Origin of the sequence: Rhodococcus sp. 008 (genome assembly GCF_001682295.1) — a bacterium.
GTDB classification, from domain to species: Bacteria; Actinomycetota; Actinomycetes; order Mycobacteriales; family Mycobacteriaceae; genus Rhodococcus_F; species Rhodococcus_F qingshengii.
In genome coordinates, this window is sequence record NZ_CP012749.1 from 5964060 (window position 1) to 5989207 (window position 25148).

General features: G+C 63.1%; 23 protein-coding genes. 15 read left to right on the plus strand and 8 right to left on the minus strand.

Features of this window, described 5'->3' with window-relative positions; genetic code table 11:
- Positions 1-2 precede the first annotated feature (2 nt).
- From AOT96_RS27465 to AOT96_RS27485, 5 genes are all read left to right on the plus strand, one after another.
- On the plus strand, positions 3-1976 hold the full coding sequence (locus AOT96_RS27465; RefSeq protein ID WP_065352954.1) for a helix-turn-helix domain-containing protein: 1974 nt from the start codon (positions 3-5) through the stop codon (positions 1974-1976).
- 112 nt (positions 1977-2088) lie between these two features.
- Complete coding sequence (locus AOT96_RS27470) at positions 2089-3372, plus strand: hydroxymethylglutaryl-CoA reductase, degradative (RefSeq protein ID WP_037129754.1); 1284 nt, start codon at positions 2089-2091, stop codon at positions 3370-3372.
- 5 nt (positions 3373-3377) lie between these two features.
- The gene (locus AOT96_RS27475; protein ID WP_082845755.1) at positions 3378-4346 is read left to right on the plus strand and encodes a hydroxymethylglutaryl-CoA lyase; all 969 of its coding nucleotides are present in this window, start codon (positions 3378-3380) and stop codon (positions 4344-4346) included.
- Positions 4347-4422: 76 nt separating this feature from the next.
- Entirely contained in the window at positions 4423-4914 is a 492-nt protein-coding gene (locus AOT96_RS27480) for a hypothetical protein (RefSeq protein WP_003941716.1), read from the plus strand.
- Positions 4911-6293: a tripartite tricarboxylate transporter permease gene (locus AOT96_RS27485; RefSeq protein WP_047270124.1), complete on the plus strand. Its 1383-nt coding sequence runs from the start codon at positions 4911-4913 to the stop codon at positions 6291-6293. Before AOT96_RS27480 ends, AOT96_RS27485 begins: the two co-directional genes overlap by 4 nt.
- A 61-nt stretch (positions 6294-6354) precedes the next feature.
- On the opposite strand, the gene AOT96_RS27490 is transcribed toward AOT96_RS27485, so the two are convergent.
- The 3 genes from AOT96_RS27490 to AOT96_RS27500 all read right to left on the minus strand — a co-directional run bounded on the left by AOT96_RS27490 (position 6355) and on the right by AOT96_RS27500 (position 9780).
- The gene (locus AOT96_RS27490) at positions 6355-7767 is read right to left on the minus strand and encodes a GGDEF domain-containing protein (protein WP_231915827.1); all 1413 of its coding nucleotides are present in this window, start codon (positions 7765-7767) and stop codon (positions 6355-6357) included.
- A 187-nt stretch (positions 7768-7954) separates the two neighbouring features.
- Positions 7955-8638, minus strand: coding sequence for a dethiobiotin synthase (bioD, locus tag AOT96_RS27495; protein ID WP_007733117.1), 684 nt, complete (start codon positions 8636-8638; stop codon positions 7955-7957).
- Positions 8635-9780 carry an 8-amino-7-oxononanoate synthase gene (locus tag AOT96_RS27500; protein WP_007733119.1) on the minus strand — a complete coding sequence of 382 codons (1146 nt, stop codon included), beginning with the start codon at positions 9778-9780 and terminating at the stop codon, positions 8635-8637. The genes bioD and AOT96_RS27500 overlap by 4 nt, the downstream gene beginning before the upstream one ends.
- 38 nt (positions 9781-9818) lie before the next feature.
- On the opposite strand from AOT96_RS27500, the gene AOT96_RS27505 reads away from it, so the two are divergent.
- From AOT96_RS27505 to AOT96_RS27525, 5 genes are all read left to right on the plus strand, one after another.
- Positions 9819-11111 (plus strand): adenosylmethionine--8-amino-7-oxononanoate transaminase, encoded by a 1293-nt coding sequence (locus AOT96_RS27505; RefSeq protein ID WP_007733120.1) that lies wholly within the window; start codon positions 9819-9821, stop codon positions 11109-11111.
- 57 nt (positions 11112-11168) lie between these two features.
- On the plus strand, positions 11169-13508 hold the full coding sequence (glgX, locus tag AOT96_RS27510) for a glycogen debranching protein GlgX (protein WP_065352569.1): 2340 nt from the start codon (positions 11169-11171) through the stop codon (positions 13506-13508).
- A gap of 13 nt (positions 13509-13521) precedes the next feature.
- Positions 13522-15888 carry a malto-oligosyltrehalose synthase gene (treY, locus tag AOT96_RS27515; protein ID WP_050655324.1) on the plus strand — a complete coding sequence of 789 codons (2367 nt, stop codon included), beginning with the start codon at positions 13522-13524 and terminating at the stop codon, positions 15886-15888.
- 94 nt (positions 15889-15982) lie between these two features.
- On the plus strand, positions 15983-16795 hold the full coding sequence (locus AOT96_RS27520) for a mycofactocin-coupled SDR family oxidoreductase (protein ID WP_065352570.1): 813 nt from the start codon (positions 15983-15985) through the stop codon (positions 16793-16795).
- Between the two features lie 66 nt (positions 16796-16861).
- Positions 16862-17791, plus strand: coding sequence for an NADP-dependent oxidoreductase (locus AOT96_RS27525; RefSeq protein ID WP_065352571.1), 930 nt, complete (start codon positions 16862-16864; stop codon positions 17789-17791).
- Here the strand turns inward: AOT96_RS27525 and AOT96_RS27530 are convergent.
- A complete protein-coding gene (locus tag AOT96_RS27530; protein ID WP_231917359.1) occupies positions 17781-18227 on the minus strand; it encodes a PaaI family thioesterase in 447 nt (148 codons plus the stop codon). The genes AOT96_RS27525 and AOT96_RS27530 overlap by 11 nt on opposite strands.
- A gap of 55 nt (positions 18228-18282) precedes the next feature.
- On the opposite strand from AOT96_RS27530, the gene AOT96_RS27535 reads away from it, so the two are divergent.
- Entirely contained in the window at positions 18283-18876 is a 594-nt protein-coding gene (locus AOT96_RS27535; protein WP_063316132.1) for a TetR/AcrR family transcriptional regulator, read from the plus strand.
- Positions 18877-18910: 34 nt separating this feature from the next.
- Here the strand turns inward: AOT96_RS27535 and AOT96_RS27540 are convergent, their stop codons facing one another.
- On the minus strand, positions 18911-19819 hold the full coding sequence (locus AOT96_RS27540) for an EamA family transporter (RefSeq protein ID WP_065352573.1): 909 nt from the start codon (positions 19817-19819) through the stop codon (positions 18911-18913).
- An 83-nt stretch (positions 19820-19902) separates the two neighbouring features.
- On the opposite strand from AOT96_RS27540, the gene AOT96_RS27545 reads away from it, so the two are divergent.
- Positions 19903-20793 carry a LysR family transcriptional regulator gene (locus AOT96_RS27545; protein ID WP_042921818.1) on the plus strand — a complete coding sequence of 297 codons (891 nt, stop codon included), beginning with the start codon at positions 19903-19905 and terminating at the stop codon, positions 20791-20793.
- Position 20794: 1 nt separating this feature from the next.
- On the opposite strand, the gene AOT96_RS27550 is transcribed toward AOT96_RS27545, so the two are convergent.
- From AOT96_RS27550 to AOT96_RS27560, 3 genes are read right to left on the minus strand one after another with little or no spacing between them, the layout of a single operon-like run.
- Positions 20795-21151 (minus strand): PLD nuclease N-terminal domain-containing protein, encoded by a 357-nt coding sequence (locus tag AOT96_RS27550; RefSeq protein ID WP_003941757.1) that lies wholly within the window; start codon positions 21149-21151, stop codon positions 20795-20797.
- 57 nt (positions 21152-21208) lie between these two features.
- Positions 21209-21832 (minus strand): TetR/AcrR family transcriptional regulator, encoded by a 624-nt coding sequence (locus AOT96_RS27555; protein ID WP_065352574.1) that lies wholly within the window; start codon positions 21830-21832, stop codon positions 21209-21211.
- Positions 21833-21889: 57 nt separating this feature from the next.
- Positions 21890-22084, minus strand: a complete 195-nt coding sequence (locus AOT96_RS27560; protein WP_003941743.1) for a DUF1918 domain-containing protein — start codon at positions 22082-22084, stop codon at positions 21890-21892.
- A gap of 179 nt (positions 22085-22263) precedes the next feature.
- On the opposite strand from AOT96_RS27560, the gene AOT96_RS27565 reads away from it, so the two are divergent.
- From AOT96_RS27565 to AOT96_RS36385, 3 genes are read left to right on the plus strand one after another with little or no spacing between them, the layout of a single operon-like run.
- Complete coding sequence (locus AOT96_RS27565; protein WP_030537115.1) at positions 22264-24276, plus strand: MFS transporter; 2013 nt, start codon at positions 22264-22266, stop codon at positions 24274-24276.
- Between the two features lie 52 nt (positions 24277-24328).
- Entirely contained in the window at positions 24329-24919 is a 591-nt protein-coding gene (locus AOT96_RS27570; RefSeq protein WP_003941800.1) for a TetR/AcrR family transcriptional regulator, read from the plus strand.
- Positions 24916-25047: a hypothetical protein gene (locus AOT96_RS36385; RefSeq protein ID WP_256082667.1), complete on the plus strand. Its 132-nt coding sequence runs from the start codon at positions 24916-24918 to the stop codon at positions 25045-25047. Before AOT96_RS27570 ends, AOT96_RS36385 begins: the two co-directional genes overlap by 4 nt.
- The last annotated feature ends 101 nt before the right edge of the window (positions 25048-25148 follow it).

Here is a 25148-nt window from a genome sequence, read left to right on the forward strand (position 1 = left end):
GTGTGACCGCCCCTGATTCAGACTCCGACTCAGCGCCCAACGTGATTGCCGCGCTGTTCGACGTGACGTCCGATGCAGTCGGCGACGAACATGTCGAACAGGTACTTGCCGAATTCGGCTTTGGCGCAACGGAGGTCGCGGAGACCGCGGCCCGCATCCGGGCCAGTCGGTCGGAATTTCGGCGACTTCGCCGTCGCGAGAACGAATTGGCGGTTCTCTATTCGAGTGCACGTGAGCTCGCGCAGGTTCGCGACGTGGACACACTGCTGCAGAGGCTGGTCAACCGCGCACACGACATCATGGGCACCGACGTCACGTACCTGTCCGAGTTCGACGTGATCACTCGTGACCTGAATGTTCGAAAGACGGCCGGCGCGGTCTCGCCGGAACTCCAGCATCTGCAAGTTCCTGCCGGCGCGGGACTGGTCAGCGCGATTGCCGAATCTCGAGCAGCCCAATGGGTTCAGAACTACAGCGACTACACGCAGTCGCGCCATGACGAAGTGGTCGATGCCGCGATCGTCGCCGAGGGTCTGGTGGCGATTCTCGGCGTGCCGATGCTCTCCGACGGCCAGATCCTCGGAGTCCTGTTTGCCGCCGACCGTCGGGAACGGCGTTTTACCGCAGATCAGATCGCCCTGCTCTCGGCGCTGGCTGATCACGCCTCGGTGGTCCTGCAAACCGCGCGGGCACTCGACCGCGCCGAGGAATCCGCTGCCGAGACCGGGAGAGCACTCGACGAGCTGCGCGAGCACGTGTCCGCGCGGGACAAATCGAACATCGTCCACCAGGATCTGATCCACGCCGTTCTCCGCGGCGGCGGATACGCCCAGGTTGCACGAACTCTCAGCAGCTCGCTCGAGCGCAGCACCGTCGTCGTCGACAGTGAGCTACGCCCTCTCGTGAAATCCTCTGGCGAGCAGATCACGACGGTGCCGTTGTCTCTTCCTCCCGCCGTGTCCGAGGCCATCGACCAGAGTCGCCGAAGCGGCCGATGCACGTTTGTCGCCGATGACAGTGAGACCGCGATCCAACTCGTCAGCGCCGTCACCGCCGGAGAATCTTTCCTCGGGGCCATCTTGCTGAATCGTTCGGACGCGCCGATCGGCCCCGTCGAACTCCGGACCGTGGAACGGGCAGCTCAGGTCACTGCCATCCTCGTGTTGCAACACTCGGCGGCAGCAGCAGCGGACCGGCGTGCACGTGACGAACTGGTCGCCGACTTGCTGAGCACTGCGCCCGAGCGCAGGCGCGATCTCGAACGTAGGACCCGAAACCTCGGCATCTCCCTCGGCGAACTGGACACCGTCCTCGTGGTGTCGGTCGCTCCGGAACTCCGCACCGCCGCGCTCCGCGCAATCGGGCAGTCTCTGCCGGTAGCGGGGTTGGCGGCGCAGCATGCCGGATTGATCGCGGTGGTCTCGCGCTCGGGAAACCCGGCAGCCGCGGCGACGGTCATTCACCGTCAGATCACCGGTTCGGTAGGACCGCACGCAGTAGTCATTGCGCCGACGACGGCGGAACGCCCCGAAGAGCTCCCGGCGCGCTTCACCTCGGCGCTGCGCACGGCCCGCCTACTCACGGCATTGGGCAAGACCGACGGCGCGGTCACGACGGCGTCATATCTGCCGTACACCGTTCTGTTCGGCGAAAATCCGGAATCACTTCATCAGTTCATCGACGAAGTAATCGGCCCGGTACGCGCGTACGACCGCGACAAGGACACCGATCTCACCGCGACCCTTCGTGCCCTGGTACGCAACGAAGGGAGCCCGACCAAGGCTGCCCGCGCACTCAACTATCACCCCAACACCGTCGTTCAGCGTCTCGACCGCATCCGTACGCTCCTCGGTCAATCGTGGCGCGAAGACGAGAACTTTTTCCGGGTGTCCATGGCGACGAGGCTCGACGAACTTCGGGACGTGGGAACCGAAGAGGCCGGAAGCGGCATCACCGACAGCACCGATGGTGCATGACACTACAATTTCGACCGGTCGATGTGTCGTGAGCACGTGGCCTGGCAGGCATCGACCTCCCTACTGTGAAGCGGAGCACAGAACCACTTCAGGAGGACGACCCCACGTGTCTATGAACAACCGGTCCATCAACAGCCGCATCGCCGATTTCCGGTCCTACGACGTCGCCGCACGACGCGCCGAGATCGTCCGCCAGACCGACCTGACCGAAGCAGACATCGCGGTCTACGACGCCGCCGACGGCCTCACCATCGACCAGGCCGATCGCATGGTCGAGAACGTCCTCGGCGTCATCGGCATCCCGGTCGGCGTGGCCACCAACTTCACGGTCAACGGCACGGACTACCTGATCCCGCTCGCCACCGAGGAGCCGTCGGTAGTCGCAGCCGCAAGCAACGCTGCTCGCATCGCACGCGGACTCGGCGGCTTTCACGTCTCGAGTACCCCGCCGATCATGCAGGCCCAGATACAACTCGTCGACGTCGTGGATCCGGCAGCCGCCCGTATCCGACTCCTCGAGGCACGTGAAGAAATCATTGCACTCGCCAACGAACAGGACCCGAAGCTGGTCAGTGTCGGCGGTGGCGTGAAGGACATTTCGGTACGCATCGTTTCTTCGGACAAGGCCACCTACGTCGTCCTTCACCTTCACGTCGACGTACGAGATGCCATGGGCGCCAACGCCGTCAACACGATGGCCGAGGCAATCGCGGATCGAGTCGCCGAGATCGGCGGCGGACACGTCGTCCTGCGCATCCTCACCAACAAGGCCGATCTGCGGCTGACACGCGTTCGCGCCGTGTTCGACGCCGAATTGATCGGCGGCGCAGAGGTTGTGGACAACCTGATCCATGCCGCACGCTTGGCGGAGCTGGATCCCTACCGCGCCGCGACGCACAACAAGGGCATCATGAACGGCATCAGCGCCGTGGTGCTGGCGACCGGAAATGACACGCGCGCAGTCGAAGCCGGGTGCCACTCCCATGCAGTCAACGCCGACGGGATCTACTCGTCGCTCTCGCATTTCGAGAAGAATGCCGACGGAAACATCGTCGGCACCCTCGAGCTACCCATGCCGGTCGGCCTCGTCGGCGGGGCCACCAAAGTGCACCCCGTAGCGCAGGCCGCAATCAAGATGCTCGGCGTCGAGAGCGCCGAGGAACTCGCCGGCATCATTCTGGCAGTCGGCCTGGCGCAGAACCTGGCTGCTGTCCGCGTTCTGGCCAGTGAGGGTGTCCAGCGCGGACACATGGGGCTGCACGCCCGCAACATCGCTGCCACCGCCGGAGCGCAGAAGAGCGAGATCGACGCCGTGGTGGCACGCCTGATCGCGGACAAGAGCATTCGCGTCGAGCATGCCGAGAAGGTTCTCGCCGAGATCCGCGGCGGAAACTGACGACAATGACCGAAACAGTTGCAGGATCACCGGTGTGGAAGCCGGCGCCTCATCGAGTGCCGGCGCCGGGGCTGCCGACCTCGGTCCGGATCTACGAAGTCGGGCCACGCGACGGACTTCAAGCGGAAACAGCGGTGATCCCGACCGAGACGAAAGCCCAGTTCATCGAACGCCTGGTCGCGGCCGGCTCCCGCACTGTCGAATTGACGAGTTTCGTCTCACCTCGATGGATCCCGCAACTTGCGGACGCGGAAGAATTGATGGGTCGGCTGCACCTGCCGGACTCGGTACGTACGGTCGTTCTTGTCCCGAACCGCAAGGGTCTCGAGCGGGCCGTCGCCGCCGGAGCAAGCGAGGTTGCAGTATTCGTCAGCGCCACAAAGGAATTCGCGAAACGCAACCTCAATTCCACGGTGGACGGCGCGATCGCCGCGGCTGCCGAGGTCACTACGGCCGCCCGAGCCCTGGGACTTCCCGTCCGCGGCTACATCTCCATGTGCTTCGGCGACCCCTGGGAAGGCTCCGTGCCCGTCGAGCGTGTCGCCGACATCGCAAAGACCCTGATCGACAGCGGTGTCACGTCACTCTCACTCGGCGACACCATCGGCGTCGGCACACCTGGCCATGTGCTCGCTTTGCTCGGCGCCCTCCGAGAACGTGGCATCCCCATATCGCAGATCGCCATGCACTTTCACGACACCTACGGCCAGGCGCTGTCGAACGTCTATGCGTCGTTGACCGCTGGGGTATCCGAATTCGACAGTTCCGCAGGTGGTCTCGGACGGTGCCCATATGCCAAGGGCGCGACCGGAAATCTCGCCACCGAGGATCTGGTGTGGATGCTCCACGGCCTCGGGATCGACACCGGCATCGACCTGGATTCGCTCACCGATACAAGCAGCTGGATGGCCGAACAGATCGGCCACTCGAGCCCGTCCCGAGTTGTCACCGCCCTCCGCGCAGCACGCACCTGACACCCGCAACGCAAGCCCCTCATCTCGCAAGCCCTTCCCTGTACGACCCCGCCATGCATGACACTGGAGAAGACTGATGTCACCACCGCAGCCGGCAACGACGCCGACCACCACAACCGAGCCGACCGAGCAGCAGACATACCTCGAAGTCTGGGGTGACACCGTCAACGGTCGACACCTCGCGATCTCCGTTGCAGTCGGCAGTGTCGTCGGCGCCTCGGCCCTTCTCGCGGCCCAGGCACTGTTCGAACGGGTCGTCAGCGAACCGTCGTTGGCCCAGGCGTACAGCCTTCTGGTCGGCATCGCGGCCTGCCTGCTCGCCGGCGTGGTCTGCGGAATCTTCATCAAGCCGAAGCGGATAGTCGCCTTGGCCGCCGCCGACGCGGAGTCGATCGACGGTGTCATCACGACGATGAGTGAACAGCGCCAGGGTCTGGGCACTCTCGCCGACATTCCGGAGCAGAGCCGACAGGAACTTCGCGAGCTGGGTCTGTACGACCACTTCGCCGCTGCCGAGGCCGAGCACGCACGGGTCTCGAACACACCGAAGGACGGTGGGCGCGCATGAGTTCGGTTCTGACCAACGAAATTCTGATTGCCGTTCTCTTCGGCATCATCGGTGCGGTCGCGTTCACGTTCATCGGATTGATCTCCGGCACGGACGAGACCGCTACGATCGCACCGCTGACTCTGCTCGTGATTCTGCTCGGCGCTCCCCCGGCGGCGGTCTTCACGTTCTTCCTCTCCGGTGCGATCGCCAAACACATGACGCACGCGGTGCCGACGATGCTGCTGGGCATTCCCGGCGACACGATGGCGATTCCACTCTTGCCGGAAGCGCAGATGATGCGCTCACTCGGCATCCCGCACATCGCACTCCGCAAGGCGATCTCGGGAGCAGTGATCTCGGCGTTCGTCGCTGTGCCGGTTGCCGTTTTGTTCGCGACCATCCTCGCGCCGTTTGCGGACACCGTTCAGTCGATAGCACCGTGGCTGTTCCTGGTCGCCGCCATCGGCATCGCCTACGCCTCACCAGGCCGCTGGGCCGGGGTTGTCGCCCTCGTTCCCTTCGTCATCTTGATCCTCGGCGCCCGCGCGTTGACGTCGAATTACGATGTGTCGCTGAACATCAGCTACTTCCTTGCGATCGCAGTCGGGCCGCTGATCGCGGACCTCGCATTGACCTTGGGCCCGTCGAGCCGTAAGGACATGGAACGCAGTGAACCCAAAACCGTTGCATTGGCCCCGGACATCAAAGGATGGAAGGGATACTTCCCCAATCCTCTGAAGGTCCTCGATCGCAAGCAGATCGGTTACACCGCCGCCGCTTCCACGGTGTCGAGCGCAACCTTCGTCTTCAGCCCGGTCGCCATGACTGTTCTGATGGGTGAGCTGGTAGGTGCGCGGATCAAGAACGGCTATCACCGACTGACCACAATGGTCTCGGCGAAGAACGGTACGACGGAATCCACCTACATCGCGGAAACCCTCATCCCACTCGTCGCTTTCGGCCTTCCGCTCAGCCCGCTCGCGGCAGGCCCCGCAGCCCCTCTGTTCAACGCTCCACCGGTGTTCGAGACCAATCAGGAAACCGGAGTGATCAACAATCTCTCCACGTACCTGACGCAGTGGGAGTTCCTGCTCTACGGACTGCTCGCAGTGGTCACGGCAACGGTCATCGCATACCCGTTTGCCATGAACTACGCGTACCGCGCTGCGTCAGCGGTGGTCAAGCACATCAGTCACGAAGCTGTGATCGCGGTGTTCACGGGACTCGTCGTCGTCATCAGCATCTGGGAGGGCGGCGTCCTCGGGCTTCTGATCACCGTGACGGTCGGCCTGGTCGGTGGCCTTCTCGGGCGCCTGTTCAAGATTCACGGCGGAGTTCTGTTCATGGGTTACTACGTAGCGCTGTTCAGTGTTCCTGCCCTGATCAATCTGTTCTGAATCGGTCGACTCCACCACCACGTGCGGACCCGCAACAAACTGCGGGTCCGCACGTATTTCTTCAGCTACCGACCGTGAGCGCCACGGTTCGATTGCGGTCCAACTTCTTCGCTCGATACAACGCCTCGTCAGCGCAATCGACCAATTGCGTCAGGTCTGCGTCGCCGTGGGGTGAACACGCGACGCCGATGCTGACCGTCGGCCCGAATTCACCCAATACTGCCGACGAATTCTCTGCTTGCGCGCGTCGAATCATCTCGGCTGTTTCGGTCGCACCCTCGAGATCGACGCCGGCCATCAGTACGACGAACTCCTCGCCGCCCAATCGGGCGAAGAGATGCTTGTCATCGAGGTGCCGCCGCACCTGATCGGCAAAACTCACCAACGCCGTATCGCCGGCACGATGACCGAGGTTGTCGTTCACCATCTTGAAGTGATCCAGATCCATCATCAGGACGCTGACCGGACGTCCAGAGTGGCGACGCGGATCGGTCGCACCCGTCACGCTGCCGCCTCGCCGCAAGAATTCGTCCCGGCGCAACGCACCGGTGAGATCGTCGTGGGTGACGGCCTGGGTGAGTGCCTCGAGCGCGCGGCGACGCTCGAGGATCACGCAGGCCACCGCGATCGGCGCTACCGCCAGCAGCGACAATCCGATCTGGACCGACGCGCTGACCGGCGAGACGCCCTCGCTGGACAATCCGAGATGGCCGTCGGCCGTCAGTACCAACGTCCAGGCAGTTGACACAGCGGTGAGCACCGACGTGACAAATACATTGGTGAGCAAGGCTGCAGTCACCAGCGCCGGCATGGCAAACGCGATCGCTCCGGCACCGCCTATCACCCACTCCAAGATGATGCAGACGGCCAGCAGCGCCGTCGGAACGACTGATCGACGCACAAGCGTGGCAACAGCTTTCGGTTCTCGATCCACTCGTCGAAGCGAAGGGAATGTCAGCACCAAGGGGACGATGGTCATGTAGTTGACGAACTCACTCGAGAACCAGAGCAACCAGCCGTCCCACCACTGCCCGCCGAACAGCACGCGGTTCGCGATTCCGCCCACGAGCGCCGCCATCGACGCGGCGGCGACAGTCATCGACACGAGATATCCGACGGACTGAATACTGGTCAGTCGACGGTCCTCACTGTCGACCCAGCGAAAGGCGTAGAAGCCGCTCGCAACCCCGACGATGTTGGCCGCGTTGAGCCACACCGTGGACTCCCATGCCCCACCGGTGATCAGGTCGGCTCCGACATAACCGACTACGACGCAGATCCAGGTGAGCAGTGTGGCGGAACGCGGCGACCGAAAGAGGATCCCGAGTAGCAGCGCGTTCGCCGGCCAGAAGACTGCAAGCGTGCCCGGCAGACGGCTCAGAATTCCGACCAGGCACGAGACGAAGACGACTACGCCGATAAGCAGTGCGCGACGTACGGCCGATGACGACAACGACTTTTCGACCGTGCTCACCACCTACATTCGACTGACCTACTCACAATTCGACAACCACTGTCGGTGACCAAGGCGCCCCGGATGCAGGGTCGCCGCAAGACACCCGTCGAAATATACCGACCGGAATCGTACGCGAGGGACGTCGAAACCCAAGGCGCCCCACTGTGCCTTGGCTATCGATGCGGACAAATCGGATGTTACGTCGTCAGTTGGTCAAATGAAGTTCACCGAGCGTGATCGAAGCGGTGCGAGCAAACTCTCGGACACTCGCGCCTCCACTTCCGGCAGGCATTACCCCAAGAAGGGGAACACCGCTGACCGAAACCAGATCCTCGCGATTGCATCTCTCGGCGAGGTCCGGTTCCTGCGGCCACGAACCGATCACCAACCCGGCGCAGTCCACGCCGGATGCACGTAGGGCTTCCACGGTCAGTGCGGTGTGATTGAGCGTGCCCAGGCCGGACGCAACCACCAGCACCACTGGCACTGCCAGAGCCGCGGCAAGATCGCGAGCGGTGAACCCGTCGACGCCCAAGCGGACCAGCAAGCCGCCGGCGCCTTCGATCAGGGTCAAGTCGTGGGTCGTGTCCAGGTCGCGAGCAACTCGGACTACTTCGTCGAGCGCCAACAACGGCAGACCACTTCGACGGGCAGCAGTATCCGGCGCCAAAGGTTCGGGATACCGCGCCAACTCGACCAGCGTCACGCCGCCGCCGGTCAGACGCTCGATCTCGGCCAGATCACCCGCACCGTCCACGTCGACGCCGGTCTGGGCCGGTTTGAGCACTGCAACCGACTTTCCCGACTGCAAGGCCACCGATGCCAATGCGGCTGTCACCACTGTTTTTCCGACGTCGGTCGACGTTCCGGTCACCAGGAAAATGCTCATGCTCGGGCTCCGGCCAATACTTCGCGCAGTACGAGAGCGATCTGCTCCATCTCGGATGCGGACAGCGTCGCTCGTGCGGTCAGACGCAGCCGTGACGTTCCTTCCGGAACCGACGGCGGGCGGAAGCAACCGACATGCAACCCCTGATCCCGGCACGCCGACGCGGCATCGAACGCCCGCTGCGGATCACCGAGAACGACTGAGACGACAGCAGATTCAGGCGACGGAGCACCGGTGACGTCCGCCAACTCGGATGCCCGGGCCAGGACGTCGAGCGCTCGCGTCGGCTCACGCTGGAGTACGGCGAGTGCAGCCCTGGCCGCGCCTACGGCGGCCGGTGCGAGACCGGTGTCGAAGATGAACGTTCTTGCCGCGTCGATGAGATGCGCGCGGATCTTGTTGTCACCGAGCACAACTCCGCCCTGGCTGGCGAGCGACTTGGACAGTGTTGCCGTCACGACGACGTCGGGTTCACCGGCCAGGCCCGACTCGTGGACGAGTCCACGTCCACCGGCACCGCGCACACCGATGCCATGCGCCTCGTCGACCAACAGGATCGCCCCGTACTCGCGGCACACCTGATGCATCTGCCGCAGTGGCGCGAGGTCTCCGTCGGCACTGAAGACCGAATCGGTGACGACCAGCGCTCGCTCTTCCACTCTGCTGCGCAACGTGTCGGCGAGAAAGCCCACGTCCGAATGCGGAGCAACGGCGACCCGAGCACGTGACAGGCGGCAGGCATCCACCAGCGAGGCATGCGATCCCGCATCGGAGACGATCAACGACCCTGGACCCGAGAGCGCCGTCACCGCGCCGAGATTGGCTGTGTAACCGGAGGAGAAGACAAGTCCGGAGTCCGCCCCGACGAACTCGGCCAGTTCGACTTCGAGCAGTTCGTGTTCGGTGGTGGTGCCGGTGACCAGACGAGAGCCCGTGGCGCCCGCGCCCCAACGGCGCAGAGCCGCCGCGGCACCCTCGATCACATCGGGGTGCCGCACGAGTCCGAGGTAATCGTTCGACGCCAGGTCGATCAACGGGGAGTCGACCGTGCGAGGACGGAGTTCGCGACGCAGTCCAGCGGCCCTGCGGTCCGCTTCGACGGCCGTCAGCCAATTCAGCGAGGTGTTCACTTTTCCGACCATACTTGAACACCGTTCAACTCAATGGTTAGGGTGCATCCGTGCTCACAACCGGACTTGATCCCCATGACGTCTCCGCCATCGATGCCGATGTCCTCTGGCATCCGTACGGATCGTTTCCCGCGTCGACTCGTCCGCTGATCGTCGACTCTGCGCAGGGGGCTACCCTGACGCTCTCCGACGGCCGCCGATTGGTCGACGGGATGAGCTCGTGGTGGGCCGCCATTCACGGCTACCGCAATCCCGTGCTCGACACCGCCGCCGCACGGCAGCTCGGCAAAATGAGCCATGTCATGTTCGGCGGACTGACGCACGAACCCGCCGCTCGCCTCGGGCGACTGCTCGTCGACATCACACCACCTCACCTCGACAAGGTGTTCCTCTCCGACTCCGGTTCGGTGGCGGTCGAAGTCGCAGTGAAGATGTGCCTGCAGTACTGGCGGAGCCTCGGAAAGCCGTCGAAGAATCGTTTGATGACCTGGCGCGGCGGATACCACGGTGACACCTTCACCCCCATGAGCGTCTGCGATCCCGACGGCGGCATGCATTCTCTCTGGACCGACGTCCTGCGCCCTCAGGTCTTCGCGCAGGCTCCCCCGGCGGGCTATCTCCCCGAATACGTGCAGGAGTTGGAATCGCTCTTGGCCGAGCATCACGAGCACCTCGCAGCGGTGATCGTGGAACCAGTGGTCCAAGGCGCCGGCGGAATGCGTTTCCACGATCCCGCGTACCTGATCGACCTGCGTAACCTCTGCGACAAGTACCAAGTCCTCCTGGTCTTCGACGAAATCGCGACCGGATTCGGACGCACCGGAGAATTGTTCGCCGCCGATCACGCCGGCGTCAGTCCCGACGTCATGTGCGTCGGCAAGGCACTGACCGGCGGGTACATGAGTCTGGCGGCAACGCTGTGCACCACGGAGATCGCGGAGACCATCACTGCCGGTGAGGGCGGCGGGCTGATGCACGGCCCCACCTTCATGGGCAATCCACTCGCGTGCGCCGTCGCGGTGGCGTCGACCGAACTTCTGCTTGCGATGGACTGGCGGCGTGACGTCGCAACCCTCGAACGTGGCCTCGCTCGAGGCCTCGCCGAAGCCGTCACAATTCCCGGGGTCGTCGACGTCCGCGTCAAAGGCGGAATCGGAGTGATCGAACTCGAACAGCCGGTCGACATGCAGAGCGCGACCGATGCAGCCGTCGACGCCGGCGTCTGGCTCCGGCCGTTCCGCAACCTCGTGTACGCGATGCCTCCGTACCTGTGTTCGGAGGCAGAGGTGGAACAGATCACAGCCGGAATGCTTGCAACCGCCCGCAGCCAGGCGAAACGGTGATCGGCACCGTAGACAGTCGACGAGATTCGATCGGCTGCACCCGATAGGGTCTGATTCATGGATCAACCGCCGAGCGAGACCTCAGCCACTCCCATCCCGGTATGGCCTGGCAGTGCGTACCCACTCGGTGCCACCTACGACGGCGCGGGGACCAATTTCTCGCTCTTCTCCGAGGTCGCCGAGGCCGTCGAGCTGTGCCTGATCGCCAAGGACGGAACCGAAACCCGCATTCGGATGGACGAGGTCGACGGTTACGTCTGGCATGCGTACATTCCGTCGGTATCCCCCGGCCAGCGATACGGCTACCGCGTACACGGGCCGTACGATCCGGCTGCAGGTCTGCGATGCGATCCGAGCAAGCTCCTGCTGGACCCGTACGGAAAAGCGTTCGACGGAGACTTCGACGGAGACCGTTCGCTGTTCTCGTACGACGTCGAATCGGCGGCGGACCCCGAACCTTCAGGAGACGACGAATCTCCCGCCGTGGAGCCGCAAGAGGCTACCGACGACACGAGTTCGGAAGCCGAATCGGACGAGGTGGGCCTCGAAGACGACTCGCCCACGGGCGATCAGGAATCGGACGAGATCCTCGAGCCCGAACCCTTCGAGCCGGAACCACTCGTCGACGAACCCGCCACCATCCCTTTCCCCCAACATGATTCGCTCGGCCATACGATGTCGACCGTCGTCATCAACCCGTTCTTCGATTGGGCGTCCGACCACTCGCCGAAGCGTCCGTATCACGAGACGGTCATCTACGAAGCGCACGTCAAGGGTATGACCGCGACGCATCCCGGAGTTCCGGAGGAATTGCGCGGCACGTACGCGGGGCTCGCTCATCCGGTGATCATCGAGCACCTCACCGATCTGGGTGTCACGGCGATCGAACTGATGCCGGTCCACCAGTTCATGCACGATCAGGTGCTTCTCGACCAAGGTCTGCGAAACTACTGGGGTTACAACACCTTCGGCTTTCTCGCTCCGCACACCGACTACTCCTCGGCCACGAAACCCGATGCGGCCGTAGCGGAATTCAAAGCCATGGTGCGCAGCTTCCACCAGGCGGGTATCGAAGTGATCCTCGACGTGGTCTACAACCACACCGCCGAGGGCAATCACATGGGGCCGACCATCAGCTTCCGCGGAATCGACAATGCCGCCTACTACCGCCTGGTCGACGGCGACGAAGAGCACTACATGGACTACACCGGAACGGGCAACAGCCTCAACGCCCGTCATCCGCATACGCTGCAATTGATCATGGACTCTCTGCGGTACTGGGTCACGGAGATGCACGTCGACGGTTTCCGCTTCGACCTCGCCTCGACACTCGCCCGTGAACTGCACGACGTGGACCGCCTTTCGGCCTTCTTCGATCTCGTGCAACAGGATCCGATCGTCAGTCAGGTGAAGCTGATCGCCGAACCGTGGGACGTCGGCGAAGGCGGTTACCAGGTCGGCAACTTCCCCGGCCTGTGGACCGAATGGAACGGCAAATACCGCGACACCGTCCGCGACTACTGGCGTGGTGAGCCGGCAACGCTGGGGGAGTTCGCCTCCCGTCTCACCGGATCCTCTGATCTCTACGAGGCCACCGGACGTCGCCCTGGCGCGAGCATCAACTTCGTCATCGCTCACGACGGTTTCACCCTGCACGACCTCGTCTCGTACAACGAGAAGCACAACGAAGCCAACGGCGAGAACAACAACGACGGCGAATCGCACAACCGATCTTGGAACTGCGGGGTCGAAGGCCCCACCGACGACCCGGAAATCCTCGAACTGCGTGGCCGTCAGAGCCGGAACATACTGGCTACGCTGATGCTCAGCCAGGGCACCCCGATGCTTGCTCACGGCGACGAGATGGGCCGAACTCAGCAGGGTAACAACAACGTTTACTGCCAGGATTCGGAACTGTCATGGATGGATTGGACTCTCGCGGAAACCAACGCCGACCTCGTCGAGTTCACCAAGCGCGCAATTGCCTTGCGCGCCAAGAACCCGGTCTTCCGGCGTCGTCGATTCTTCGAGGGGCGACCTATTCGAAGCGGCGATCAGAGTCGCGACATCGCCTGGCTCACGCCGTCTGGCGAAGAGATGACTCCGGCCGACTGGGACAGCGGTTTCGGCAAGTCGTTGGCTGTCTTTCTCAACGGTGACGCGATCCCGGAACCGAACTACCGTGGCGAGCGCGTCACCGGAGATTCGTTCCTTCTCTGCTTCAACGCCCACTACGAAGATCTCGAATTCTCCACCCCCAACGCGGACTACGCGTCGGAGTGGACCGTCGTACTCGACACCTCGGTCCCCACCGGTGAGAGCGATACCGTGATCAAAGCCGGAACAATATTGGATGTAAAAGCGCGAGCATTGACGGTACTTCGCAGAACCGCTTGAGGGAGACGTGCACATGGCCCCGATAACCAGCACCTACCGACTGCAGTTGCGACCGGATGCATTCACTCTTCGTGATGCGGCCGCACAGGTGGACTACTTCGAGGCATTGGGGGTCTCACATCTCTATCTCTCCCCCATCCTCACTGCAACGTCCGGATCGACGCACGGCTACGACGTCACCGATCCGACAACCGTGTCCGAAGGACTTGGTGGCCGCGAGGCCCTGGTGGAGCTCTCGCGCGCCGTTCGATCACGTGGGATGGGCCTGATCGTCGATCTGGTCCCCAACCATGTCGGTGTCGCCAAACCTCGCGAAAATGCTTGGTGGTGGGACGTTCTCACGCACGGGCAGTCGTCGGAGTACGCGCATTTCTTCGACGTCGATTGGGCCGAGGACAACGGAGCCAACGGCGCCGACGGCAAACTCTCACTCCCGGTACTGGGCAGCCCGGACGATCTCGACGCACTGACTGTCGAGAAAGATGGCGAGGAAACACTTCTCGCGTTCTACGAGCACCGCTTCCCCATCGCTGCCGGTACTGAATTCGGATCTCCACAGGAGGTGCACTCCAGGCAGTCGTACCGACTCGTACCGTGGAACGCCGGGATCGTCAATTACCGACGGTTCTTTGCCGTCAACGAACTCGCTGCGCTGCGCCAGGAGGACCCCCAAGTCTTCGAACTCTGCCATCGGCAAGTGAAGTCGTGGGTCGACGAAGGACTGATCGACGGCGTTCGCATCGATCATCCGGACGGACTCGCGAATCCGGCGGAATATCTCGGGCGCCTGCGAGAACTGATCGGACCAGATCAGTGGCTCGTGATCGAAAAGATCCTCGGCCATACGGAACCACTCGATCCGATGCTCCCGATCGACGGCACCACCGGATACGACGCCCTCAATCAGCTGGGCGGCATTTTCGTCGATCCCGCCGCCGAACTCGAATTGACCGAACTCTCGGCAGATCTGACCGGCGACGACGGGGACAGTACGTGGTTGCATCACACCGAACGTCAGTTCAAACGCGACACCGGGCGCGGTGACCTGGCACCGGAGGTTCGCAGGCTCGTACGTGCAATCCGACGCGAAACCGGAAGTCGTTGCAGTGAGACCGAACTGAACGACGCAGTTGTCGTCGCGATCGCTCGGATGCCGGTGTACCGATCCGACTACAGTCCCCTCGCCGGTTTGGCCGCTCGGATCGTCGGCGACATGCACGAATTGGCTCCCGGACATGAACCATCGTTCAACGTGTTGGCGCAATCCCTGGTGAACAGCGGTGAAGCCTCAGTTCGCTTCCAGCAGGTGTGTGGCGCTGTCATGGCCAAGTCCGTCGAAGATCGACTCTTCTATCGGACGGCGCGCCTGGTCTCACGTCAGGAAGTCGGCGGCAACCCGGCATCGCTTGCCGTCTCCGTCGCCGAATTCCATCTCCATAACGCGGACCGAGCGAAGCGGTGGCCGCGCGCGATGACGAGTCTGTCCACTCACGACACCAAACGCGGCGAGGACGTGCGGGCACGGATCGGTGTTGTGTCTCAAGTGCCGACCCTGTGGGCCCGGCTGATTCGCGAGTGGGAAGACGTGTGCCCCAGCCCTGATCCGCTTACCGGATTGTTCTTGTGGCAGAACATCATCGGTGTGTGGCCGGCGGACGGCCGCTCGGCAGCCTCGGTTCCAGAGCTGCGCGAGCGTTTGCACGCCTATGCGGAGAAAGCCGTCCGCGAGTCCGGCGCCAGAACTTCCTGGAACGATCCGGACGTCGACTTCGAGTCGGCAGTGCACCGCTGGATCGACGAGGTGATCGACGGCCCAGTCGGTGATTCGGTCAGCGAATTCGTCGGCCGGATCGCGCGTCACGGCTGGTCGGACTCTCTGGGCCAAAAGCTGCTCCAACTTCTCGGGCCCGGCGTTCCCGACGTCTACCAGGGCACTGAGCTGTGGGAGGACTCGTTGGTCGATCCGGACAACCGGCGGCTTGTCGACTACGGAACGAGGCGATCACTGCTCGATTCCGGCGCCGCGCCGATCGACGCAACAGGAACCGCAAAGTTGCACCTCGTTCGCACGGCACTGACACTGCGACGGGAGAACCCCTCGTGGTTCGATCACGGTGAGTACCGGCCGGTCTTCGCTTCAGGTTCCGGATCCGGTCATCTGGTCGGCTTCTCGCGCGGCCCGGCAGGTGATCCGCCTATGGTCGTTGCTCTGGCGACGCGACATTCGCTCAGACTATCGTCGCACGGTTGGAGAGATACGCGAGTGGACCTGCCAGATGGCGAATGGGTCGACGCACTGAGCGGACAACCCGTCTTGTCTTCGGATGCGCGGGACATCTTCGCTGCCGGACCATGTGCCCTGTTGACCAGGGTGCGCTGAGCGGTTTCCGCTGACTGGGCATTCACCCCCGAAAAGACCTTCGTCGCGCTAACTTCCGAAGAGCAGATCGTCACCACTAGTCGGAGGTTTGAGCATGGCCGCCAGTCGATTCACCGGAAAAGTTGCCTTCATCACCGGAGCCGCCCGCGGTCAGGGGCGCGCCGAAGCTGTCCGGCTGGCAGAAGAGGGCGCAGACATTATCGCCGTCGACGCGTGTGTTCAATTCGAATCCACGTCTTACGCCGGCGCCACCGACAACGACCTGGCCGAGACAGTCGAACTGGTCAAGGCCCTGGACCGTCGAATTGTCGCTACCAAGACCGACGTTCGCGACTTCTCTGCGCTGTCCGCGGCGCTCGCGGCCGGCATCGACGAATTGGGGCGACTTGACGTCGTCGTCGCGAACGCCGGAATCTGTTCTGCCAACATGTCCTGGGAAATCACGCCCGAGCAGTGGCAGGAAACGCTCGACGTCAACCTGACCGGCGTCTTCCACACCGCCAAGGCAGCGATCCCGCACCTGATCAAGCAAGGCACCGGTGGCTCGATCATCTTCACCAGCTCCGTCGCCGGCCTGCGCGGCCTCCCCTTCCTCGGCCATTACGTCGCGAGCAAACACGGCATCACCGGTCTGGCCAAGACGATGGCCTCGGAGTTGGGGCAGTACAACATTCGGGTCAACACCATCCACCCACACGGCGTGGAAACCGGAATGCAGATGACGGACATGCGGCCGCTCATCGACGCCAACGCCCACACACTCGGTCCGATCTTCATGCAGACCTTGCCCGACCCGGTCAGCCAGCCGGAGGACATCGCCGCCGCCGTCGCGTTCCTCGGTTCCGACGAGGCCCATCACATCACCGGCATCGCGATGCCGCTCGATCTGGGCACCCTGATCCGCTGATCGAATCTTCTCGAGTTTTTCCCGTCCTCGGGGAATATCGCTTCCCCGAGGACGGTTGCGCGAGACATGACCAAAACTGTTGTAGCGCAGACGTACGGCACGCCCGAGGTCCTGAAGCTGGTGGACGTCGATTTACCGGCACCGAAATCAGGTGAAGTCCTGGTCGACGTGAAGGCGATCGGCGTCAATCCCTTCGACTTCAAGCTCTACAGCGGCGCTTTCGGCACCGACCCCGAGAAACTTCCCATCCGCCTCGGCGGCGAGGCAGCGGGCGTCGTCTCGGCTGTCGGCGACGGCGTCACAAATGTGAACGTCGGCGACGAAGTGATCGTCAGCCCCGGCAACGGCCTCTACTCCGAACAAGTAGTCGTGCCGGTCTCCTCTGTCACCGCGAAGCCCGCAGGCATCAGCTGGGAACAGGCAGCCGGCCTCCTTCTGGTCGGCGGAACTGCAGTCGACGCCCTCGACACCATTCGGGTCCGTTCCGGCGACACCGTTCTCATCCACGGCGCGTCCGGCGGCGTCGGCGCGATCGCTGTTCAGCTGGCTGTTGGTCGCGGAGCTACGGTGATCGGCACTGCGGGAGCCTCGAATCAGGATTACGTGCGCTCGCTCGGCGCCACGCCTGTGCTCTACGGCCACGGCCTCGAAGCGCGTGTCCGTGAACTCGCGCCGAACGGCGTCGATGCGGCGTTCGACACCGCCGGCACGGACGAAGCCGTCGATGCATCTCTGGCTTTGGTCACCGACAAGAGTCGCATCGTCACCATCGTCGCGTTCGGACGCGCCCAGACCGACGGCTTCGCTTCCGTCGGCGGAGGCAATCCGGCAAGTGCGGAAGCGCGTTTGAAGGCACGATCCGAACTTGTCGAACAAGCCGGTTCCGGACACCTCATCGTGAAGGTCGCCAAGACCTTCCCGCTAGCGGACGTGGCACTCGCTCACACCGAGTTGCAGAGTTCGCACCCCGCGGGAAAGTTCATCCTCATTCCCTGACGTTGCTTGCGGTTCCCTGTGTCTGAGGGGCGAGTGGAACCAACAGGGTGGTGCCGAACGCGACGAGCACGGATTCGCCTTCGCGTTCGGCATGTACCTCGGCAGCGACGAACACCTGCTTGCGCCCGGCCTTGACCGAGCGCGCCGTAGCGACAAATGCGGTTCCGACGCCCGGACTCACGAAATTGACCGCGCAGTTGGACGCCGCCACGACACCTACCTGGGTGAAAGCAGCAAATCCGCACGCGGTGTCGACGAGTCCCGCCACGAGCGCAGCGTGCAGGTGTCCCGAGTACTGGCCCAGATCCTCACGCCATTCGAGCCGCAGACAAACGCGACCCGGTTCGGCCTCCGTGACTTCGAATCCGGCCCACCGGTTGAAGGCCGCCGAGGCGTTGACCGCGCGCAACTGTTCGAGCATTTCAGAATTTCCCATGTAGACCAGTCTACATAGATTGTGGTGGATCGCTGGGGTGTTTAAGCTCCAACTCGTGGCGACTCCCCCGAAACACCGCGAAGCACTCGTACGAGCTGCGGCCGATCTGTTTCGCCGCCAGGGGTATGCGGCAACGGGCCTCAACGAGATCCTCAAGTCGAGCGGGGCGCCGAAAGGTTCGCTCTACCACTACTTTCCCGGCGGCAAAGAGCAGATCGGCGAAGAGGTCGTCCGCGTCGGCGGGCAATTGGTCACCGACACCCTGACCGAACTCGCCGACAGCCAATCGGACGCCGGGTCGCTACTGCGCGAGTACGCGCGGTTGCTCGCCGGATGGGTGAGCGATTCGGATTTCCACGAAGGCTCGCCGATCACGACGGTGTTGTTGGAACTTGCCCCCGATTCGGAGAGCGTGACAGCCGCCGGACAGGCGGTGTATCGACAGTGGACTTCGCTACTGCGCGACACACTGATCGCGTCCGGGGTCGGACGTGCGCGAGCGGAACGGCTTGCCATCCTGGCAGTGTCCGCGCTCGAGGGCTCGCTGGTGCGGGCTCGCGTCGAACGATCCGGTCAGCCGATTCTCGATTCCCTCGGCGAGGTCGCCGACGTGTTCGACGGAGCAATCGCCGCGGCGCACTCTCACTGAGCGAACGCGACCTGAGCGAACGGCACTCTCGGTCTCATGAAGGCGCCGAAAGGTACGTTCGCTCGGAATCGGAGGGTGGCTCAGCAGGCTTCCGGGCGCCATCCCGAGCACCATCCCGAGCACCACCGCGGGCCGCGCCGATCCCTGCGACGACGACGCACGCGATACCTGCCACGGCCAGAACACTCGGAACCTGTTGCAGCACAACCAGACCGATAAGCTGCGCGAAAGCAGGCTCGAGACTCATCAGCGTGCCGAACGCCGCCGTGGACAGCCTTCGCAACGAGACCATCTCCAGAACGAACGGCACGACGGGCAGCAAGATCGCGAGTCCGAGGCCCACGAGAATCAGATGCGGAGTCAGCCGCCCGATAGCCGAGTGGCCTACGGCAATTGTCGCGGCCAACCCGGCTACCGCCATCGACACCGCCAGCCCGTTGATACCGGCAACCTCGTCGCCGACGCGCTGGGTGAGCAAAATGTACATCGCCCAGCAGAGCGCCGCACCGAGTGCGTACGCCACACCGACCAGATCGACTGTCCCGGCCCACGGTTCGGTGAGAAGCACGACGCCCACGCCTGCCAGAACCGGCCACAGAACGCGGCCACGCCCCCGGAGCAAAGCAACCGTCAGCGGACCCAAGAATTCCAATGCGCTTGCTGTTCCCAGCGGAAGGCGCTCCACCGCTGCCATGAACAGGAGCGTCATGCCTGCGGTGACCACACCCAGAACCACGCAAGCCAGAAACGCCTTGCGAGTGAACGCCGAAGGGCGGGGCCTGACGATGATCAGAAGAATGATGCCTGCCCAGGCGAGTCGTAGCCACGCCGCTCCGTCTGCGCCGAGCTGATCGATCAGGCCCACCGACACGGCGAGCCCGAGCTGCACGCACAACATCGCCAAAACAGCCAGGCCCACTCCGGCCCGCGCTTTCGTATCCATAGCTGAATTGAACGGGAGGCCAACCGTTCGTGTCCACGCGATTTTGACCTACATTATGTTCACGATTAGTGAATGATCGAAGGATGGAAACCCGTCGACTCCATCTCCTCCTCGAACTCTCCCGCTTGGGTTCGATGCGTGCGGTCGCCGAAGCGCACAACCTCACGACGTCGACAGTGTCCCAACAACTCGCGGCCTTGACCGCGGAGACCGGTACCGCACTGATCGAGCCCGACGGTCGCCGGGTGCGGCTGACGCCGGCCGGTCAACGACTGGCCGATCATGCCGTCACCATCCTGGCAGCCGTCGATGCAGCTCGCCTGGACCTCGATCCGGACGCGGAACCGGTGGGGACCCTGCGAGTCGGCGGATTCGCAACTGCGATCAGAACCGCGATGCTCCCCGTCGCTCGGAGCCTGCAACGCAGTCACCCGCAGGTGGACGTGATGATCTACGAATACGAACCCGTCGAGGCTTTTGCACTCCTCGAACGCGACGATCTAGACCTCGCACTGACGTACGACTACAACCTTGCCCCCGCGTCGCCGAGCCCACTACTCGAAGCAATTCCGCTCTGGTCGACGCCATGGGGACTGTGTGTTCCCGACGACGCCAAAGCTCCCGACAAGTCCACAGAATCCGGAATCGATCTCCGCGCCTTCGCCGACACGTCATGGATAGTGAACTCACGCAACACGGCAGACGAGCGCGCTGTGCGAACCCTCGCGTCGCTGGCCGGGTTCACCCCTCGGATCACTCACCAGATCGACAGTCTCGACTTGGTCGAACTCTTGATCCTCAGTGGTTACGGCGTGGGGCTGATGCCGCTCGAACGCAAGACTCGCGAAGGCGTGCGCGTCGAACCACTCGTCGATCCGCCCGTCATCCTCACTGCCTATGCGGTGACGCGTCGCGGCCGATCGTCGTGGCCGCCGCTTCGGCTCGTGTTGGACCGACTCACGGCCTACCGATAACTCACATCCGATCAGCGTCGCCGTCGCGGCGCTGCTGCTTGGCAATTCGACGCTGCTCTTCCGCCCGCTCGCGGCACTGACGCAAGAAGGCTTCGTCCGCCGCCGGATCCTGCGCAACGGCACGTCCCGGGCGCTCGTATTCGCCGTAACCGGTTGGGCCGACGTAACCGCGGGGCGCGTTCTGTCCGCGCCCGACCACCAGCCACAGAACCGATCCCAAAGTAGGAAGGAAGATGATGATCAGAATCCAGACGACCTTGGGTAGGTACTGGATGTAGGCGTCATCTCTCGTGATGGCGTCGACGATGCAGAAAATCCACAGCAACATCGTGATGAGGCCGAACAAGGCATAGGGCACGCTGGCGATTCCTCCCGAGAATAAAAAACCCTCGCCATGCTAACGAAAACAGACCAATTAGTACATTAGATTCTGGCGAATGTTGAACTCGAGCCATCCTCGGTACGCATCGACGTCCCACCCACTGACCCGACGCAATTGCTGATGAAGCTGAGGCGAGACGAAAGCGGCAAGTATGCCCGCGGCTTTCTCGAGCGAAATCTCAGGCCTCAACAAGCCATGCGCGGAGAGACCCTCGGCTATCGACATCGCATTGACGGCCGACTGATCCGACGACTCCTCGGATAGTCGACGCATGTCGGCATCCGCACCCGAGGATTCGACCGCGACCATCATCAGAGCGCCGGCACGTTCGAGCAGTCCGATGCCCTGAGCCACGATCTGGGAGACGATCCGGCGAACGTCATCGGGGTCCGAGGCCAGGTTCGGCGCGCCGAGTGGAACCTCTTCGGCATCGAGCGCCGCAGCGAGGGCCGCTTCGAAGATCTCGAGTTTCCCGCCGGGGAAGGCTGTGAACACCGTCCGATCGGCGACGCCGGCCGAGGCGGCAATCTGCTTGACGGTGGCTTTGACATACCCGTCTCGAATAAACAAGGCCGTCGCCGCATCACGAATGAGTTCACGCGTTCGCTGCGCGGAAGCTTCACGCACGCGGGAGTGGTACTGGCGTCTGCCCTCCATTGCGCACACTTTAGCCGCATTCGATGCAACGACCATGCATGGAAAGAATCGTGCAGCTCAGGAGCCTTTTCCGGGGTGATCTATCCAGCCGTCGCTACCGGGAAACACCAACGCCTCGTGGCCGTTGTCGTACCTGACCAGATAGGGAGGACCGCCGTCCTCGCCGTGCACCTCGAGAACCTCGGCAGTTACCTCCGCCTGCCCCACCACGCGCCCCTGGACGTGGAGACGGTCACCCACTTCGGCATGCATCACTCCTCCTCGCTGCCCGCTCGCGCAGGCGCAGACCAACCACTGACGTTGTTCCCGCCATGCCGACTCGGAAACCCTGGGGCGAGTTGCCGTCGTGAGAAATCGCATATTCACCGAAGGTGACAGCGACGGGTGAACAGTGGTTCACTCATGGGTGAATTCCCGTTCACCATCGCCGCGTGAAGGACCGTCTCTTGGCATTGCACTCGTCTCCGACCACTCGCCGTTCAAGTCGGCTCATTACCGCAATTCTCTGTCTTTCCGGCACCGTGGTCGCGCTGCAACAAACGATGGTCATTCCGTTGTTGCCCGATTTCCCGAAGATCCTCGGCGTCAGCGCTGACGACGCCTCCTGGCTCGTCACCGTCACGCTCCTCACGAGTGCCGTCGCCACTCCGATCGTCTCCCGCCTGGCAGACATGTTCGGAAAACGACGCATGATGCTGATCTCGATGACGATGATCGTGGTCGGATCACTGGTCGCGGCGATCGGCGGCAATTTTGTCGCCCTGCTCATCGGACGTGGTCTCCAGGGCTTCGCGATCTCGATGATCCCCGTCGGAATCAGCATCATGCGCGACGAACTGCCCAAGGAAAAGGTGGCGTCGGCAACAGCGTTGATGAGTGCCACTCTCGGAATCGGCAGCGCACTCGGGCTCCCCCTGTCCGGGTTGATCTTCGAGCATCTGGGCTGGCCCGCCATCTTCTGGCTCTCGGCGATCGTGGGCGTCCTGCTGATCATCGCGGTAGCCGTCGTCGTCCCGGAATCGAGTGTTCGTACCCGCGGCAAATTCGACTTCCTGGGCGCGGTCATGCTCTCGACAGCACTCACGGCGATCCTCCTCGCCATCTCCAAGGGCGCCCGTTGGGGGTGGACGAGCGAACTGACATTGCTGATGTTTGTCATCGGAATCGTGACTCTCGCATTGTGGTTCCCTTACGAACTTCGCGTCACCCAGCCGATGGTCGATCTACGAACGTCGGCCAAGCGGCCTGTTCTGCTGACCAACGTCGCCTCGATCCTCGTCGGCTTCTCGATGTACGCGAACAACCTCTCCACCACCCAACAACTTCAGATGCCGAAGATCTCCGGCTACGGCTTCGAACTGGGCGTGATGGCGGCCGGACTGTGCATGATTCCGGCAGGCCTCGCGATGGTCTTCTTCGCGCCCGTCTCCGCGAACATCACGAAGCGATTCGGAGCCAAGATCACCCTGATCGTCGGCGGCACGGTGCTCGCGCTCGCCTACATCGCGCGAGTGTTCCTGACCGGTTCGATAGCACTGATCATCATCAGCGCGGCGGTGGTCAGCATCGGAACCGCAATCGCCTACTCCGCGATGCCGATGCTGATCATGCGATCGGTTCCGATTACCGAAACCGCGTCGGCAAACGGCCTCAATTCGCTGCTCCGCTCAGTCGGTACTTCCACGTCCAGCGCGGTGGTTGCCGCCATGCTCACTTCGATGGTCATCCCGTCCGGGCCGGGCGAGGGCCTTCCGTCGATCGACGCCTTCAAGAACATCTTCTGGCTGGCCGCCCTCGCCGCCGTGGCTGCTGCCGCTGCCGCTGCGTTCATTCCTCGCCGCGGCGCAAAACCGGAAGCGGCACTTCGCCCGGTGACCCCGGAAGGGTTCGAGCTTCCCGACGCCGCCGTGTCCGAAACGGAAATTGTGGTTGCCGGTCGTGTGATCCGGGCCGACAGCCGACCGATCCGGCAGGCCGTTGTCACCGTGATGGACATGGAGGGTCGACCGATCGACTGGAGTCGCGCCGACAACGAGGGCAACTTTTCCCTCGCCCTACCCCGGCCCGGACGGTATTTGGTAGTGACGAGTGCCGACGGCTGGTCCCCTCGGTCGCAGGTGATCGCTTTCGACAGCGCGCAATCGACGCACACCGTCGAACTCGGTGACCGCCTCACCATCTCCGGCAAGGTCGGAGTCGGCGGCCGAACAACCTCGGGAACCGTCGTCACGCTCACGAAACCGACCGGCGAATTCGTCGCATCCACCGTCACCGACGGAACCGGGCACTACGGAATCGCGCTCCCGACATCCGGCCGGTACATCCTGACCGCGCTGACCGAGAGCGGACACGGCACATTGGCTCGTCAGATAGCGGTCATCGCGCAGTCCACCGTCGTCGACTTCGACGTACCCGTCGATGCCGAGCCGTTGACGACAGTATGAACGCCAGTACGAGCAACCGAACGCATGGCGATCGGGTATCGAGGCGAGCGACATGAGCAGCGGCGAAGCCAGCATCCTCACAGCAGCGAAAGCCTTGTTCGCGGAACGAGGTTACGCATCGACGACCATCAAGGACATCGCGGTCGCAGCCGGCTACTCCCCTGCCCTGGTCATGAAGATCTACGGCAGCAAAGCTCGGCTGTACTCGGCTGCGATCCCGTCCGCACCTCCGATGGACGAGGATCCGAATGCCGACGCCACCGGAGACATCGGCTGTCAACTGGTCGAGAAACTTGTCGCTCGTAGAGAATCCGACGAAACCGATCCGTGGGCAATGCTCGCAGTACACGTTCACGAGGCGCCAGATCCGGCCGCCGCTCGGGCCGAGATCAAGCAACGATACGTTCACGGGATCGCGCGCCGCATCGGCGACACGGAGCCCGGTTTGGTACGCAGCCAGATCGTCGTCTCACTGCTGCTCGGACTGGCCACCGGCATGCGGACGCTCGAACTCCTCGGTGAGGATTCACTGTCGTCGGAGGATCTGATCCGGCGCTACGGAAGGCTGATTCAAATAGCCGTCGACGAAATCGAACCGGTATCCGAGCACGAATCGTTCATCAGTGACACGGTGGAGGAATGACTACTTACCGATACCTCGACGCCGACCGGAATCTCCTCGAAGAGAAAGATTTCGAAACCGAGCAGGACGCACAGGAATACCGACTCTCCGTCCTCGGTGCCGAACACATCGAGCCCACCGACGAATGACGCCTCCGCAAAGGAAGCCGAAGCAAGGCATTCTGTAGCGTCGAGACCATGCCTGTAGCTTGCTTGGGATCGATCACCCTCGATTGCAGTGATCCACAACG

What these genes read in the sequence shown, in the direction of transcription:
- treY (WP_050655324.1), top strand. Translation starts at nt 13,522, where the DNA reads ATGGCCCCGATAACCAGCACCTACCGACTGCAGTTGCGACCGGATGCA.
- AOT96_RS36385 (WP_256082667.1), top strand. Translation starts at nt 24,916, where the DNA reads ATGACTACTTACCGATACCTCGACGCCGACCGGAATCTCCTCGAAGAG.
- AOT96_RS27470 (WP_037129754.1), top strand. Translation starts at nt 2,089, where the DNA reads ATGAACAACCGGTCCATCAACAGCCGCATCGCCGATTTCCGGTCCTAC.
- AOT96_RS27500 (WP_007733119.1), bottom strand. Translation starts at nt 9,780, where the DNA reads ATGGTCGGAAAAGTGAACACCTCGCTGAATTGGCTGACGGCCGTCGAA.
- AOT96_RS27525 (WP_065352571.1), top strand. Translation starts at nt 16,862, where the DNA reads ATGACCAAAACTGTTGTAGCGCAGACGTACGGCACGCCCGAGGTCCTG.
- AOT96_RS27555 (WP_065352574.1), bottom strand. Translation starts at nt 21,832, where the DNA reads ATGGAGGGCAGACGCCAGTACCACTCCCGCGTGCGTGAAGCTTCCGCG.
- AOT96_RS27520 (WP_065352570.1), top strand. Translation starts at nt 15,983, where the DNA reads ATGGCCGCCAGTCGATTCACCGGAAAAGTTGCCTTCATCACCGGAGCC.
- AOT96_RS27540 (WP_065352573.1), bottom strand. Translation starts at nt 19,819, where the DNA reads ATGGATACGAAAGCGCGGGCCGGAGTGGGCCTGGCTGTTTTGGCGATG.
- glgX (WP_065352569.1), top strand. Translation starts at nt 11,169, where the DNA reads ATGGATCAACCGCCGAGCGAGACCTCAGCCACTCCCATCCCGGTATGG.
- AOT96_RS27545 (WP_042921818.1), top strand. Translation starts at nt 19,903, where the DNA reads ATGGAAACCCGTCGACTCCATCTCCTCCTCGAACTCTCCCGCTTGGGT.
- AOT96_RS27560 (WP_003941743.1), bottom strand. Translation starts at nt 22,084, where the DNA reads ATGCATGCCGAAGTGGGTGACCGTCTCCACGTCCAGGGGCGCGTGGTG.
- AOT96_RS27480 (WP_003941716.1), top strand. Translation starts at nt 4,423, where the DNA reads ATGTCACCACCGCAGCCGGCAACGACGCCGACCACCACAACCGAGCCG.
- AOT96_RS27485 (WP_047270124.1), top strand. Translation starts at nt 4,911, where the DNA reads ATGAGTTCGGTTCTGACCAACGAAATTCTGATTGCCGTTCTCTTCGGC.
- AOT96_RS27570 (WP_003941800.1), top strand. Translation starts at nt 24,329, where the DNA reads ATGAGCAGCGGCGAAGCCAGCATCCTCACAGCAGCGAAAGCCTTGTTC.
- AOT96_RS27475 (WP_082845755.1), top strand. Translation starts at nt 3,378, where the DNA reads ATGACCGAAACAGTTGCAGGATCACCGGTGTGGAAGCCGGCGCCTCAT.
- AOT96_RS27530 (WP_231917359.1), bottom strand. Translation starts at nt 18,227, where the DNA reads ATGGGAAATTCTGAAATGCTCGAACAGTTGCGCGCGGTCAACGCCTCG.
- bioD (WP_007733117.1), bottom strand. Translation starts at nt 8,638, where the DNA reads ATGAGCATTTTCCTGGTGACCGGAACGTCGACCGACGTCGGAAAAACA.